This is a genomic window from Pseudomonas sp. p1(2021b) (assembly GCF_020151015.1).
Lineage (GTDB): Bacteria > Pseudomonadota > Gammaproteobacteria > Pseudomonadales > Pseudomonadaceae > Aquipseudomonas > Aquipseudomonas putida_K.
On the sequence record NZ_CP083746.1, the window covers coordinates 2,279,985 to 2,296,634 of the forward strand.

Here is a 16,650-nt window from a genome sequence, read left to right on the forward strand (position 1 = left end):
GGCGTGCAAGAGTTGATTGAATCCATAGGTGTGCTGTCTGCGCAGGAGCGCAAGGCCCTGGCGGTTCTGCTGAAAAAGGAGGGGGTCAATCTCTACGACGTTGCCCCGGTATTCCGGCGTGACCCGAACGAGCCGTTGCGCCTGTCCTATGCCCAGGAGCGCCAGTGGTTTCTCTGGCAGCTGGAGCCCGGCAGCGCGGCCTACCATATCCCCGCTGCCCTGCACCTGAGCGGCCCGCTGGACCTGCAGGCGCTGCAACGCAGCTTCGACTACCTGCTGGCACGCCACGAAAGCCTGCGCACCTGTATCGATACAGGTGCCGGGCAGCCGCTGCAGCGCATCGCGGCCCGGCAGACCATGGCCTTGCAGGTCGAAGCGGTAGGCCCACTGGCGCCGCACGCACTCAGGGCCCGGGTCGAGGCCTTGGTACAGCAGCCGTTCGACCTGGCCACCGGGCCATTGCTGCGGGTGCACCTGCTGCGCCAGGCCGAACACGACCATGTACTGGTGATGGTGCTGCATCACATCGTCGCCGATGGCTGGTCGATGCAGATCATGGTCCGCGAGCTGGTGGAGGCCTACCAGGCCCTGTGCGAGGGCCGCCAGCCCAGCCACGCGCCGCTGGCGATCCAGTACGCCGACTATGCACTGTGGCAACGTGCCTGGATGGAGGCCGGCGAGCGCCAGCGCCAGCTGGACTACTGGACGGCTCAGCTCGGCGGCGAACAGCCGGTCCTGGAGCTGCCCCTGGACCACCCGCGCCCGGCCGCCCAGAGCTACCGCGGCGCCCGCCACGACCTGACGGTCGCCACGCCGCTGTGCCAGGCCCTCCAAAACCTGGCCAACGCGCAGGGGGTGACCTTGTTCACCCTGTTGCTGGCCAGCTTCCAGGTGTTGTTGTACCGCTACAGTGGCCAGGGCGAGCTGCACATCGGTATCCCCAACGCCAACCGCAACCGCCCGGAAACCCAGGGCCTTATCGGTTTCTTCGTCAACACCCAGGTGCTCAAGGCGCAACTCGATGGGCGCATGAGCTTTTGCCAGGTACTGGCCCAGGCCGCCCAGGCCATGCTGCAGGCCCAGGCCCACCAGGACCTGCCATTCGAACAGCTGGTCGAGGCCTTGCAGCCAGAGCGCAGCCTCAGCCACAGCCCGCTGTTCCAGGCCATGTTCAGCCACCAGAACGCAAGCCGCGAGGCCCTGCCGACCTGCCAGCTGCACCAGCTGCGCATCGACAGCCTGGCGTTCGACAGCCAGGCTGCGCAATTCGACTTGAGCCTGGACACGGCCGAAACCGACGAGGGGTTGATCGCCTCGTTCACCTACATGCGCGAACTGTTCGAGCCCCAGACCATCGCACGCCTGGCCGGGCACTGGCATAACCTGCTGCAGGCGCTGGTGGCCAAGCCCGATGCGGCCATCGGCGAGCTGGAGCTGCTCGACGCTGCGCAACGCCGGCAGCTGGAACACGCATGGAGTGGCATCGACGGGCTGGCGGTCGGCGAGCAGCACAGCCTCAAGGCGTTGATCGAAACTCAGGTCGAACGCACCCCCGAGGCGCTGGCGTTGATCCATGAAGGCCAGCAACTGACCTATCGGCAGATGAACGCCCAGGCCAACCGCCTGGCCGCACGCCTGCTGGCGCTGGGCATCGGCCCCGAGCAGCGGGTCGGTATCGCGGTGGCGCGTGGGTTGGGCATGGCGATTGCCGTGCTGGCGGTGCTCAAGAGTGGCGCGGCCTACGTGCCGATGGATCCACAATACCCCCGCGAACGCCTGCAAGGCATGATCGAGGACGCAGGCCTGGCCTGCCTGCTCACCGAGCCTGACCTGCATGGGCAGTTGCCCGATTGCGGCGCCATGCCCGTGCTGGACCTGGACACGCCGGCAGCCGACGCCAGCGACCCGGGCAACCCGCCGCAGCGCAGCGCGCCGGGCAACCTGGCCTATGTGATGTTCACCTCCGGTTCCACGGGCCGGCCCAAGGGCGTGGCGATCAGCCAGGCGGCGCTGGCAGCCCATGTGCAGGTGTGCATCGATTTCTTCGGGCTGTCGAGCAGCGACCGCGTGCTGCAGTTCGCCACCTTCAACTTCGATGGCTTCGTCGAGCAGCTGTTCCCGGCCTTGATCTGCGGCGCTGCGGTGCTGCTGCGGGGCAACGAGATCTGGACCAGCGAGCAGTTCCACCAGGTGCTGGTGGAGCAGGGCGTCACCGTCGCCGACCTGACCACCGCCTATTGGGTCATGCTGGCCAAGGATTTCGCCGCACGCCCACGGGCCGGCTACGGCCGCCTGCGCCAGGTCCATGCCGGCGGCGAGGCGATGGCCGCCGATGCCCTGGCGGCCTGGCGCGCCGCAGGGCTGGAGGGCGTGCGCCTGCTCAATACCTATGGCCCGACCGAAGCCACGGTGACGGTCAGCGCCCATGATTGCAGCCAGGGCCCGGTCACCGGCAACCCGCCCATTGGCCAGGTGCTCGCGGGCCGTTCGCTGTACGTGGTCGACGGCAACGGCGCCCTGGCGCCGGTGGGCGTGGTCGGCGAGCTGTTGATCGGCGGCGGGCTTCTGGCCCGCGGTTACTTCCAGCGCCCTGGCCTGACCGCCGCGCGTTTCGTGCCCAACCCCTTCGCCAACGACGGCGGGCGCCTGTACCGCACCGGTGACCGGGTGCGACGCCTGGCCAATGGCGATATCGAGTATGTCGGGCGTACCGACCATCAGATCAAGCTGCGCGGTTTTCGTATCGAGCTGAGCGAGATCGAGGCGCGCTTGCTGGAGCACGACCAGGTGCGCGAGGCGCTGGTGATGCCGGTGCAGGGGGCCGGTGGCACCCAACTGGTCGCCTACCTGGTCGTCACGCCAGCGCTGGGCGACGACCCCGGCCCGTGGGTACGCGAGCTGCAGGCCTGGCTCAAGGCGCGCTTGCCCGACTACATGGTGCCCACCCAGGTGATGGTACTGGCCGCCATGCCGCTGTCGCCCAACGGCAAGCTCGACCGCCGCGCACTGCCCGCGCCGGACCCGCAGTGGCTGGCCAGCCACTACCTGGCACCGCGTACCGCATTGGAGCAACAGGTCGCCGACATTTGGCAGGCCTTGCTCGGCGTGCCTCGGGTAGGCGTCAACGACAACTTCTTCGACCTGGGCGGGCACTCGCTGCTGGCCACCCAGGTGATGGCCAGGGTGCAGGTGGAGCTGGGTGCCAACATTCCGCTGAGCCTGCTGTTCCAGGAAAGCACCCTGGAGGGCTTCGTCCAGGCGGTGCAGCCGCTGGTGTCGGTGGACATGGACGACACCCTGGATGAACTCACTGACTTCCTCGACGCGCTGGAGGCGAACTGAAATGGATCAGAACAGCAAGGTCGCCCTGGTTCAGCGATTCCTCAAACTGCCGGCGAGCCAAGGTCGCCTGTTCCTCGACAAACTCCAGGAAAAAGGCCTGGGCCTGGCCCAGTTACCGATCCCCACAGGTGCACGTGACGCCGAGCGGCCACGGCTGTCCTATGCCCAGCAGCGACAGTGGTTCCTCTGGCAGCTGGACCGCCAGAGCTCGGCCTACCACATCCCCAGCGTGCTGCGCCTGCGCGGCGCCCTGGACCTGCAGGCCCTGCAGTACGCCTTCGACCGCCTGGTCGAGCGCCACGAGGTGCTGCGCACCGCGTTCATCGAGGACGCTGGCGTCGCGACCCAAGCCATCCTGCCGGCCACGCCGCTGGCCATCGACCTGCATGACCTGGGCCAGGCCCAGCCGGATGCCGATGCCTTGCAAGCGCTTGTCGAGGCCGAGATCGCCCGGCCGTTCGACCTGGGCGCTGGCCGCCCGTTGCGGGTGAGCCTGCTGCGCCTGGCCGCGGACGACCATGTGCTGGCGCTGACCCTGCACCACATCGCGGCCGACGGCTGGTCGATGCAGGTGATGGTCGAAGAGCTGATCCACCTCTATGGTGGCGGCCAGGCGCTGCCGGCCCTGCCGATCCAGTACGCCGACTATGCCCATTGGCAACGTTGCTGGATGGAGGCCGGCGAAGCGGAGCGCCAGCTCGCCTATTGGACCGAGCAACTGGGTACAGACCCTGTACAGCTGGGGCTGCCGACCGACTACCCGCGCCCGGCCCAGCGCAGCCTTGAGGGCGGGCGCTGCGCCATCGCGCTGCCGTCGGCGGCAGTGCGCGACCTGCAGCGCCTGGCCAAAGACGAGGGGGTGACCTTGTTCGTCGCCCTCCAGGCCTGCCTGCATGCATTGCTGCACCGCTATACCGGGCAGACCGATATTCGCGTCGGCCTGCCGGTGAGCAACCGCAACCGGCCGGAGACCGAGCGCCTGGTCGGTTTCTTCGTCAACACCCTGGTGCTGCGTTCGCAATTGGAGGGACGCATGACGTTCCGCACCCTGTTGCGCCAACTCAAACACCAAGTGCAGCAGGCCCAGGCCCACCAGGACCTGCCTTTCGAGCACCTGGTCGAGGCTCTGCAGCCGGAGCGCAGCCTGAGCCAGAGCCCGCTGTTCCAGGTGCTGCACAACCACCAGAGCGAGGCGCGTGGGGAACACTGGCAGGTGCATGAGCAGCTGGCCGTCGAAGGCCTGCCGCTGGCCGGATGCCAGAGCAAGTTCGACCTGACCCTGGAAACCTTCGAGCACGGCGAGGCGGTGAGTGCCTCGTTCATCTACGCCCGCGATCTGTTCCGCGAGCAGACCCTGGCGCGCATGGCCGGGCATTTCGCACGCCTGCTGCAGGCGTTCGCCGAGGCCCCTGACGCCACGCTCGAATCCGTACCGCTGCTGGATGCCGAGGCGCAGCGAACGGTTCAGGCCATCTGCACCGGCGAGGCGGTGGCCGATGCCCCCCAGGGGACCGTGCACGGGCTGATCGAGGCCTTCGCCCGCCAGCAGCCGGATGCCGTGGCGCTGGTGCAGGGCGAGCGACGCCTGACCTATCGCGAGCTGGACCTGCACGCCGAACACTTGGCCGCGCGTCTGGTGGCCCTGGGTGTGGGCCTGGAAACCTGTGTTGCATTGCGCGCATCGCGCTCGCTGGAACTGGTGGTGGGCATGCTGGCGATCCTCAAGGCCGGCGGCGCTTACCTGCCCATCGACACCAGCACGCCACGGGCGCGGGTCGGCCAGTTGCTGGCCGAAAGCGCCGCGCCGGTGCTGCTCACCGAGGCGCCCTGGATCGCCGAACAGATGGGCGGGTTACCCGTGCCCAGCCTGGCATTGGATGACGTGCTCACCCAGCCGTGTGAGCCCATCGAGCGCCCACGCCCCTCGGTGTTGGCCGACAACCTGGCGTATGTGATCCATACCTCCGGCTCCAGTGGCCAGTCCAAGGGCGTGATGGTCAGCCATGGCGCCTTGCTCGCCTACGTTCACGGGCTCCTGGCACGCATGCCCTGGGCGCAGGCGCGTAACCTGGCATTGGTCTCGACCCCAGCGGCGGACCTTGGGCACACCATGCTGTTCGGCGCCTTGTGCTCGGGCCGCACCCTGTGCCTGGCCGATGACGACCAAGTGCGTGATGCCGAGCGCTTTGCCGGCTTCATGCAGGCCCATGCGGTGGATGCCTTGAAGATCGTGCCGTCGCACCTGGAAGCGCTGCTCGAGACCGCCCAGCCGGCCCAGGTCCTGCCACGCCAGTGCCTGGTGCTGGGCGGCGAGGCGTGCTCGGTGCAGCTGCTGGCGCGCATCCGGGCGGCGGCCCCGCAGTGCCGGGTGATCAACCACTATGGCCCCTCAGAAACCACCGTAGGCGTGATCGCTGGTGCCGTCGAGCCTGGTGGCGCTGGCACACGCATCGCCATGGGCCGGGCCATGCCCCAGGCCCGGGTGCAGCTGCTCGACGACGGCCTGGGCCCGGTGGTGCTGGGCGCCAGCGGCCAGCTGCAGGTGGCCGGACCGGCCCTGGCCCGCGGTTATCTCGGGCGCGCGGGCCTGACCGCCGAGCGCTTCGTGCCCGACCCTGAGGGGTATCCGGGGGGCCGTGCGTACCGCACCGGCGACCTGGCGCGCATCGGTGACGCTGGCATCGAATACTTGGGGCGCGGCGACGACCAGGTCAAGATCCGTGGTTTCCGCGTCGAACCTGACGATGTCGCCCAGCGCCTGCGTGCGTTGGCAGGCGTCGCGGCGGCGGCGGTGCTGGCGCGCGAGGTCGATGGCAACCCGCGTCTGGTCGCCTACCTGGTGCCCATGGACGCAACCTTGGCCGAAGCCGGCGAGGGCGTACGCCAGCGGTGGGCCGATGCCGTGCTCGAGGGATTGCGTCTGCAGGTGCCCGACTACCAGGTGCCGGCCCACGCCGTGGTGCTGGCGGGCCTGCCTTTCACCGCCAACGGCAAGCTGGACCGCCGCGCGTTGCCGCCACCGAGCGCATGCACGGACGAAGCGTTCGAGGCGCCGCACGATGCACGCGAGCAGCGCCTGGCTGCGGTCTGGGCTGCGGTGCTCAAGCGTGAACGGGTAGGGCGCCAGGACAACTTCTTCGAGATCGGCGGTGACTCGATCATCTCCATCCAGCTGGTCAGCCGTGCTCGCCAGCGAGGGCTGCACTTCACCGCCCGTGATGTGTTCACCCACCAGACGGTCGCCGCCTTGGCCAGGGTTGCCCAGGAGGGCGAACCGACGCAGGCCCGCGAACAACCTCCGGTGACCGGCGAGCTGGCGTTGCTGCCGATCCAGCATTGGTTCTTCGAACAGGCCGTCGCCCAACCTGACCACTGGAACCAGTCGGTGCTGCTGGAAGTGCGCAGCCCCCTGGACCCTGCGCTGCTGGAGCAGGCCTTGCGAGCCCTGGTGGGGCACCACGACGCCCTGCGCCTGGCGTTCACCGAGGGGCGTGCCACGCACTTGACGCTGGAGCAGTTGCGCACGCAATGGGCCCAGCGCCCTTTGCTGTGGACCACCCAGGTGGATTCGCCACAGGCGCTGGAGGTCGCCTGTGGCGAGGCCCAGGCCAGCCTGCAACTGGCCCGTGGCGAGCTGCTGCGCGGCCTGCTGGCGGACCTTGGTGACGGCACCCAGCGCCTGCTGCTGGCGATCCACCATCTGGTGGTCGATGGCGTGTCCTGGCGCATCCTGTTCGACGACCTGCAACAGGCCTACCGCCAAGGGGCCGCCGGACAGCCGCTGGCCTTGCCGGCCAGGACCTGCAGCTACCAGCAGTGGGGCCAGCGCCTGGGCGAGCATGCCCGCGGTGCCGCCCTCGATACCCTGGCGCACTGGCGCACCCTGGCGGGCAAGGCGAACGAGCTGCCCTGCCGCGACCCGCAGGGCAGCCAGCTGGCGCGCCATGCCCACAGCGTCTACACCCGGCTGGACCGCACGCTCACCCAGCAGCTGCTGCGCCAGGCGCCGGCGGCCTATCGCACGCAGGTCAACGACTTGCTGCTCACCGCCCTGGCCCGCGTGCTGGTGCGTTGGACCGGCCAACCGCAGGTGCTGGTGCAGCTGGAAGGCCATGGCCGCGAAGCGTTGTTCGACGACATCGACCTGTCGCGCACCGTGGGCTGGTTCACCAGCCTGTTCCCGGTGAGCCTGGCCCCGGTCGGAGAGCTGGGCGAGTCGATCAAGGCGGTCAAGGAGCAGCTGCGCGCCGTACCCGACAAAGGGGTCGGCTTCGGCATCCTGCGCTACCTGGGCGAGCCGCAGGTGCGCGCGGAGCTTGCGGCCTTGCCGCGCCCGCGCATCACCTTCAACTACCTGGGGCAGTTCGACGCCAGCCTCGACGCCCGCGACGACCTGTTCCTGCCCGCCCGCGAGGGGCGTGGCGCGGAGCAGGGCGAAGGGGCCTTGCTGGGCAACTGGCTGAGCCTCAACGGGCAGGTCTACGACGGCGAGTTGAGCCTGGGTTGGACCTTCAGCCGCGAATGCTTCGACAGCGAGGCCATCGAAGCGCTGGCCCAGGCCTATGGCCAGGAGCTGGCGCTGTTGGTCGAGCACTGCGTGAGCCCAGGCAACCGTGGCCTGACGCCTTCGGACGTGCCCCTGTCGGGGCTCGGCCAGGCGCAGTTGGAGCGCCTGGAAGCCGGCGGGCGGGTGATCGACGATGTCTATCCGCTTTCGCCCATGCAGCAGGGCATGCTGTTCCATGCCCTGTACGACGAGGCGCACCATGAATACGTCAACCAGATGTGGGTGGATGTGCAGGGGCTCGACGAGGCGCGCTTCGCCGCCGCCTGGCAGCAGGTCGTGAGCCGTCACGACAGCCTGCGCAGCTGTTTCGATTGGCGCGATGAACCGGCGCAGCAACTGGTCTGCCGCACGTTGCCCGACAGCGTGCGAGTCATCGAAAGCGCGACGCAAGCCGACCTGCTGGCCCTGGCTCGCGAAGAACGCGAACGCGGCTTCGACCTGGCCCAGGCACCGCTGCTACGCCTGCTGCTGGTGCGCACCGGGCCTGGCCGCCATCGGTTGATCTACACCAACCACCACATCCTGCTCGACGGCTGGAGCAATGCCCAACTGCTGGGCGAAGTGCTGCAGTGCTACCACGGGCAGCCGCTGGCGCCCCAGCAGGGCCGCTACCGGGACTATATCCAATGGTTGCAAGGCCAGGACCGCAGCCACACCGAGGCCTTCTGGAAGGCGCGCCTGGCGCGCGTTCCGGGCCCCACGCACCTGGCGCTGGCCTTCGCCCAGGCTGGCCAGGGTGCGCCTGGGCACGCCAATGGCCACACCTACCGCACCTATGACCAGGCGCGCACGCGTGCGCTCGGCGAATTCGCCCGGCGCTACAAAATCACCCTCAATACGCTGATGCAGGCCGCCTGGCTGCTGTTGTTGCAGCGCTATACCGGGCAGGATTGCGTCGCCTTCGGGGCCACCGTGGCGGGCCGCCCGGCGGCGCTGCCCGGCATCGAGCAGCAGGTCGGGCTGTTCATCAACACCTTGCCGGTGATCGCCGAGGTCCAGGGGGGGCAGGCCGTGGGTCAATGGTTGCAAGGTATCCAGCAGGAGAACCTGGCGATCCGCGACCACGAGCATACGGCCCTGGTGGATATCCAGCGCTGGGCCGGGCTGGGAGCCACGCCGCTGTTCGACAGCCTGCTGGTGTTCGAGAACTACCCGATCTCCGAGGCACTGGCGCAAGGCGAGGACAGCACGCTGCGCTTCGGCGAGGTGGTCAACCACGAGCAATCCAACTACCCGTTGTCGCTGGCCATCAGCCTGGGCGAGCAGCTGACCTTGCACTATTGCTTCGACCAGAGCCTGTATGGCGAGCAGGCCATCGAGCAGCTGGCCGACAGCTTCGACAGCCTGCTGCAGCAGGTGCTCGAGGCCTTGCCGCACACGCCGGTCGGCGCCTTGCACGCGTGTACGCCTGCCCAGTACAAGCAGGTCTTGGAGGCCTGGAACGGCCCGGGCCGCGATTACCCGATGCAGCGGCCGGTGCATGCGCTGTTCGAGGACTGGGCGGCGCGCACGCCCCATGCCCCGGCCGTAGTGTTCGGTGACCAGTGTTTGGATTACATCACTCTCAACCAGCGCGCCAACCGCCTGGCCGCGGCACTCATCGCCCAGGGCGTGGGCCCCGAAGTGCGGGTGGCCATCGCCCTGGAACGCTCGCCGCGCATGCTGGTGGCTTTGTTGGCGGTGCTCAAGGCCGGCGGCGCCTACCTGCCGCTGGACCCGGAGTACCCGGCCGAACGCCTGGCCTACATGCTCAAGGACAGCGGTGTCGGTCTGTTACTGAGCGAGGCGGTAACCTGCGAACGTCTGCCGACGCAAGGGTTGGACGTGCTGTTGGTGGACCAGGTCGAGGTCACTGGCGAGGTTGAAAACCCTGAAGTAGCGGTAGACCCGAACCACCTGGCCTACCTCATCTACACCTCCGGCTCCACCGGCCAACCCAAGGGCGTGGCGGTGGCCCACGGGCCGCTGGCCATGCACGTGCAGGCCATCGCCGAGCGTTACGAGATGCGCCCGGACGACTGCGAACTGCACTTCATGTCGTTCGCCTTCGACGGTGCCCATGAGCGCTGGCTGACCTGCCTGACCCAGGGCGCCAGCCTGCTGGTGCGCGACAACACGCTGTGGACGCCGGAGCAGACCTACGCACAGATGAAGGCCCACGGCGTGACCGTGGCGGCCTTCCCGCCAGTGTACCTGCAGCAACTGGCCGAACATGCCGAACGCGAGGGGCAGCCCCCGGCGGTGCGGGTGTACTGCTTCGGTGGCGACGCCGTGCCCCAGGCCAGCTACGAGCTGGCACGCCGGGCCCTGCGCCCGACCTACATCATCAACGGCTACGGCCCCACCGAGACGGTGGTGACGCCCTTGCTCTGGAAGGCCGGGCAGGGCACCGAGTGTGGCGCAGCCTATGCGCCCATCGGCGAGCGCGTCGGCCTGCGCAGTGCCTACGTGCTGGATGGCGAGCTGAACCTGGTGCCACAAGGCATCGCCGGGGAGCTGTACCTGGGCGGTGAGGGCCTGGCGCGGGGTTACCTGGGGCGTGCCGGCCTGAGCGCCGAGCGCTTCGTGGCCGACCCGTTCAGCACGGGCGGGCGGCTGTACCGCACCGGTGACCTGGTGCGCCAGCGCGCCGACGGGGTGATCGACTACCTCGGGCGGGTGGACAACCAGGTGAAGATCCGTGGTTTCCGTATCGAATTGGGCGAGATCGAGGCGCGCCTGCTGGAGCAGGCCGGGGTGCGCGAGGCGGTGGTGCTGGCCCGCCCGGGCCTGAGCAGCCAGCAGCTGGTGGCCTACGTGGTGCCCGACGAGGCGGACGACCCGACCCTGCGCGAGCGCCTGCGCCAGGCCCTGCGTGCGCGGCTGCCGGACTACATGGTGCCGACCGCCTGGCTGCTGCTCGAGCGCCTGCCGCTGACCCCGGCCGGCAAGCTGGACCGCAAGGCCTTGCCGGCGCCGGACCTGGCCCAGGCCCAGGGCGTCTACGAGGCGCCCCAGGGCGAACTGGAAACCCGCCTGGCCGAGCTCTGGGCCCAAGTGCTCAAGCTCGAACGGGTAGGGCGTACGGACAACTTCTTCGAGCTCGGTGGCGACTCTATCGTCTCCATCCAGCTGGTCAGCCGGGCGCGTGCCCAAGGCCTCCATTTCACCCCCAAGGACCTGTTCAACCAGCAAACTGTACAAGCGCTGGCCCAGGTCGCCCGGCAAGGAGCGGCGCCTACGCTGATCGAGCAGGCGCCGGCCCGTGGCGAGCAGCCGTTGCTGCCGGTCCAGCAGTGGTTCTTCGAACAGTCGATCCCTGACCGTCATCACTGGAACCAGTCGGTCCTGTTGCGCCCGCTGCAGGTGCTGGACGCCGAGCGGCTGGCGCAGGCCCTGCGCGCTCTGGTCATGCATCATGATGCCCTGCGCCTGTGCTTCAGCGAGCAGGCCGGTGGTTGGCAAGCCGAATACCGCAACGCCGCGCACCTTCCACAGGACCTGTTGTGGTGCGTTCAAGTGGAAGACGCCCAGGCGCTGGAGCGCGCCTGCGAACAGGCCCAGCGCAGCCTCGACCTGCAGGCGGGGCCATTGCTGCGCGCCGTGCTGGCGACCCTGGGCGATGGCTCCCAGCGTCTGTTGCTGGCGGTCCACCACCTGGTGGTCGACGGTGTGTCCTGGCGCATCCTCTTCGACGACCTGCAAGCGCTCTACCAGCAGCCGGAGGCTGCCTTGCCCCCACGCACCAGTTCGCTCAAGGCCTGGGCCGAGCGCTTGCAAGCCTGGGCCTTGGGGCCGGGCGCCGACGAGGTGGCGTTCTGGCAGGCGCACCTGGAGGGGAGCCATGATCAACTGCCTTGCGATCACCCCGGTGGCAGCCTGCACGGGCGCTTTGCCGCCAGCGTGCACAACCAGCTCGATACCGACCTGACCCGACGCCTGCTGCAACAGGCGCCAGCGGCCTACCGCACCCAGGTCAACGACCTGCTGCTGACCGCCCTGGCGCGGGTCATCGCGCGCTGGAGCGGGCAGGACCACGTGCTGGTGCAGCTCGAAGGCCATGGCCGCGAGGACCTGTTCGACGACATCGACCTGACACGCACCGTCGGCTGGTTCACCAGCGTCTTTCCGGTCTGCCTGCGCCCCTGCGCGGACCTGCCAGGGTCGCTCAAGGCGATCAAGGAGCAGCTGCGGGCGATCCCGGGCAAAGGCCTGGGCCTGGGCGTGCTCCAGCGGTTCGCCGACGAGACTACCCGCGCGCAGCTGGCGGGCCTGCCGCAGCCGCGCATCACCTTCAACTACCTGGGCCAGTTCGATGCCAGTTTCGATCAGGCGCAGGGCCTGTTCGTACCCGCCGAAGAAAGCGCCGGTCGCCAGGAACATGCCGACGCCCCGCTGGGCAACTGGCTGTCGATCGGTTGCCGGGTGTTCGCGGGCGAACTGGGCATCCACTGGACCTTCAGCCGCGACCTGTTCGACCTGTCCACGGTCGAGCACTTGGCCGAGGCCTTCCGTGAGGAACTGGCGAGCCTGGTAGCGCACTGCTGCGACGAAACCCAGGGCGGCCTGACCCCTTCGGATGTGCCGCTGGCCGGGCTGGGCCAGGCGCAACTGGACGCCTTGCCGGTGCCGGCGCGGCAGGTGGAGGACCTCTACCCGCTGTCGCCCATGCAGCAAGGCATGTTGTTCCATGCATTGGCCGATGGCCACAGCGGTGACTATGTGAACCAGATGTGTGTGGCGGTCAGCGGCCTGGACGAGCCGCGCATGACGGCGGCCTGGGACGCGGCGCTGATGCAGCACGAAAGCCTGCGCAGCCTGTTCCTCTGGCAGCTGGAGCAGCCCCGGCAGCTGGTCTGCCGGCACGTGGACGGCGGCTTGCAGCTGCTCGACTGGACGCACCGCGACGTATCGGACGCCGACCTTGCGCAACTGGCACGCCAGGAGCGCGAGCGCGGCTTCAGGCTGGACCAAGCGCCCTTGCTGCGCCTGTGCCTGGTGCGCCTGGGGCACGGGCGCCATCACCTGATCTATACCAGCCACCACATTCTCATGGACGGCTGGAGCAATGCCCAACTGCTGGGCGAAGTGTTACAGCGCTACAGCGGCGAGGCGGTTGCCGCGCCGACGGGGCGTTACCGCGACTACATTGCCTGGCTGCAGCGCCAGGATTTGGCGGCCAGTGAGGCCTTCTGGAAAGGCCGGGTGGCGCGGCTGGGGGCACCGACCGCACTGGCCCAGGCGCTACCCAAGCCTGCCGACTCAGGCCATGGCGACTACTACCGCACCCTGGATGCAGCGCACTGCGAGCGCCTGGAACGGTTCGCGCGGCAGCAGAAAGTCACCCTCAACACCTTGGTCCAGGCCGCCTGGCTGGTGCTGCTGCAGCGCTACACCGGCCAGCAGACGGTGGCCTTCGGCGCCACTGTGGCGGGCCGTCCCCCGGAGCTGCGCGGTATCGAGCGGCAGGTGGGGCTGTTCATCAACACCCTCCCGGTGATCGCAACGCCGGACATCGACCACCCCTTGTTGCCTTGGCTGCAGCAGTTGCAGCAAGACAACCTCGCGGCCCGGGAGCACGCGCATACGCCGCTGTTCGAGATCCAACGCTGGGCAGGCCAGAGCGGCGTGGCGTTGTTCGACACGCTGCTGGCCTTCGAGAACTACCCGGTGTCCGAAGCGCTGGCCCAGGGGCCGGATATCGGCCTGGTATTCGGCGAGGTACACAATCAGGAGCAGACCAGCTATCCGCTGTGCCTGGCGGTCAACCTGGGTGCGCAGCTGTCGTTGCATTTCAGCTATGACCAGGCGTGCTTCGACGGCGCCACCGTGGCGCAGATCGCAGGTAGCCTGGAGACGCTGCTGGCGCAAGTGGTGCAGAGCGATGCGCAGACGCGCCTTGGCGAGCTGACCTTGTTGTCGTGCGTTGCAGCCGAGGACCAGCAGCTTGCCTGGAACTCGACGTCCGTGGCGTATGACCTGGCGTGCACCGTGCACCAACGCTTCGAGCGGCAGGCCGCGACCCAGCCCCATGCCCCGGCCCTGACCTTCGCCGGCCAACAGCTGAGCTACGCCGAGCTCAACGCCCGGGCCAACCAGCTGGCGCACCTGCTGATCGCCCGTGGCGTGGGGCCGGACGTGCTGGTTGGCATCGCCGCCGAACGTTCGCTGGAGATGGTGGTGGGCCTGCTGGCCATCCTCAAGGCCGGTGGCGCCTACGTGCCGCTGGACCCGGAATACCCGCGCGAGCGCCTGGCCTACATGCTCGAGGACAGTGGCGTGAAGCTGCTGCTGACCCAGCGCCGGCTGTTGGCCGAGCTGCCGGTGGAGGGCGTCGACTGCCTGCTGCTCGATGCGCTTGAGCGGGATGCGCAGCCGACCCACAACCCGGACGTGGCGGTGGACGGCGAAAACCTGGCGTACGTGATCTACACCTCAGGCTCCACCGGCAAGCCCAAGGGGGCCGGCAACCGCCATGCCGCGCTGGTCAACCGCTTGTGCTGGATGCAGGACGCGTACGGGCTGACCAGAGCAGACACCGTGCTGCAGAAGACCCCGTTCAGCTTCGACGTGTCGGTGTGGGAGTTCTTCTGGCCCTTGATGGAAGGCGCACGGTTGGTGCTGGCGGCGCCGGGCGAGCACCGCGATCCGGCGCGCCTGGTCGAGCTGATCGAGGCTGAGGCGGTGAGCACGCTGCACTTCGTGCCGTCGATGCTGCAAGCGTTCCTGCAAGACCCGGGTGTCGAACGTTGCCGCAGCCTGCGGCGCATCGTCTGCAGCGGCGAGGCGCTGCCGGTGGATGCGCAGCAGCAGGTGCTGGCGCGGCTGCCGTGGGCCGGGCTGTACAACCTGTACGGCCCGACCGAGGCGGCCATCGATGTGACCCACTGGACATGCCTGGACGAAGGCCGCGACAGCGTGCCGATCGGCCGCCCGATCGCCAACCTGGCCTGCCATATCCTGGATGCGAGCCTGGAGCCGGTCCCGGCGGGCGTGCTGGGCGAGCTGTACCTGGCCGGCATGGGCCTGGCCCGGGGTTACCACCGCCGTCCGGGGCTGAGCGCCGAACGCTTCGTCGCCAGCCCGTTCGTGGCGGGGGAGCGGATGTACCGCACCGGCGACCTGGCGCGCTACCGGCCTGATGGGGTGATCGAATACGCCGGTCGCCTGGATCATCAGGTCAAGCTGCGCGGCCTGCGTATCGAGCTGGGCGAGATCGAGGCGCGGCTGCTGGCGCATGCCTGGGTGCGCGAGGCGGTGGTGGTCGCCGAGGACGGCAAGCGCCTGCTCGGCTATGTGGTGCTGGCCGAAGAACATGCCGGTTGGCAGCAAGTATTGGCGGCTCACCTGGCCGGGCACCTGCCCGAGTACATGGTGCCGAGCCAATGGCAGGCCTTGGCGCGCATGCCGCTGAGCCCGAACGGCAAGTTGGAGCGCCGTGCGTTGCCGAAGATCGAGGGCGGGGCCCAGGCGGCCTACGTGGCGCCACAAGGCGAACGGGAACAGGCCCTGGCCGAAGTCTGGGCGCAGGTGCTGCAGGTGCCGCAGGTCGGGCGCGACGATAACTTCTTCGAGTTGGGCGGCCACTCGTTGCTGTCGCTCAAGCTGCTCGACGCCCTGCGTCGGCAATTGGGCATCGAGGTGTCGCTCAGCCGCTTCATGGCCAACCCGAGCGTTGCCCGCCTGGCCGCGAGCTTGGCCGCACCAGCGGCGCAGGAACCGTCGTTGCTGGTGCACCTGGGGGGCGACCCAGGGTGCCAACCGTCGTTGTTCTGCTTCCATCCCAGCTACGGCTCGGTCTATTGCTACCAGCCGTTGGCCCAGGCCGTGCGCGACCTGTTCTGCGTGCAAGGGGTGGTGTGCGAGGCGTTCGTCCAGGGGCACTGGCAACCTACCACCTGGGACGCCATGGTGCAGCGCTACACCCGCCAGTTGCTCCAGGCCCAGCCCGAGGGGCCGTTCCACCTGCTGGGCTGGTCGCTGGGCGGTAACCTGGCGATGAGCGTGGCACGGCAACTGGAGCTGGCCGGACGAGAGGTGGCCTTCCTGGGCATGCTCGACGCACCGCCACCGGCCGCGGTGAAACCGTTCTGGGACCTGCTCGCCGAGGCCAAGGCCCAGGCGCCGGGCCATGAACAGGACGATCACGGCCAGGGGCGTGTGGCGTTGCTGTCGCTGCTGTTTCCCGAGCGTGAAGCCCAGTTCCGCGACCTGGCCGCCAGCCTGGTCGGCCAGCCGCTGGAGACGGTGCAGGCGCAGGTGCTGGCCTGGACGCGTCGGGAGTTGCCGGAGCAGTTCGAGCTGATCGAGGGGCTGATCCTGCAGAACCGCGACCTGGACAACGCCCTGCGCATCAAGCCACAGCTCGATGCCTTGCTGCAGGCGTTCCGCTATGAGCCAACCGAGGTTGCCCCGGCCTGCTGGTGGGCTGGCCGTGACAAGCCGCAGGCGGTGGTCGAGGTCATCGAGGCGCATCTGGAGCAGGCCCTGGCGCCGGTGGCGTTGGCCCACTCACAGGTGCTCGACAACGACCATGACCAGATCGTCAACAGCGCGCAGTGGCTGGCATCGCTGCGGCGATTGCTGGAGCGCAGCTTGCAAAGCGCATGAGCCTGGCCCTGGTTGTCCCGCGATTAGGCCCGGCCCGATATCACCATCGCCTGGCAAGGGCTTCGCCCTTGATCGCGGGAAAAGCCCGCCCACAGGGATTTCGCAGAGCGGCGCAATCTCGGTGGGAGCTGGCGACAGCCTGCGATGGGCTG

General features: G+C 68.7%; 2 protein-coding genes. Both read left to right on the forward strand.

Going from position 1 to position 16,650, the window contains the following annotated elements; all coding sequences use genetic code 11:
- The first annotated feature begins 3 nt into the window (after window positions 1-3).
- Window positions 4-3,342: a non-ribosomal peptide synthetase gene (locus tag K8374_RS10645; RefSeq protein WP_224458996.1), complete on the forward strand. Its 3,339-nt coding sequence runs from the start codon at window positions 4-6 to the stop codon at window positions 3,340-3,342.
- Between the two features lies 1 nt (window position 3,343).
- Entirely contained in the window at window positions 3,344-16,498 is a 13,155-nt protein-coding gene (locus K8374_RS10650; protein WP_224458997.1) for a non-ribosomal peptide synthase/polyketide synthase, read from the forward strand.
- Window positions 16,499-16,650 lie beyond the last annotated feature (152 nt).

Bases quoted from the DNA above. Each gene is read 5' to 3' on its own strand.
- K8374_RS10650 (WP_224458997.1), top strand. From the start codon at position 3,344: ATGGATCAGAACAGCAAGGTCGCCCTGGTTCAGCGATTCCTCAAACTG.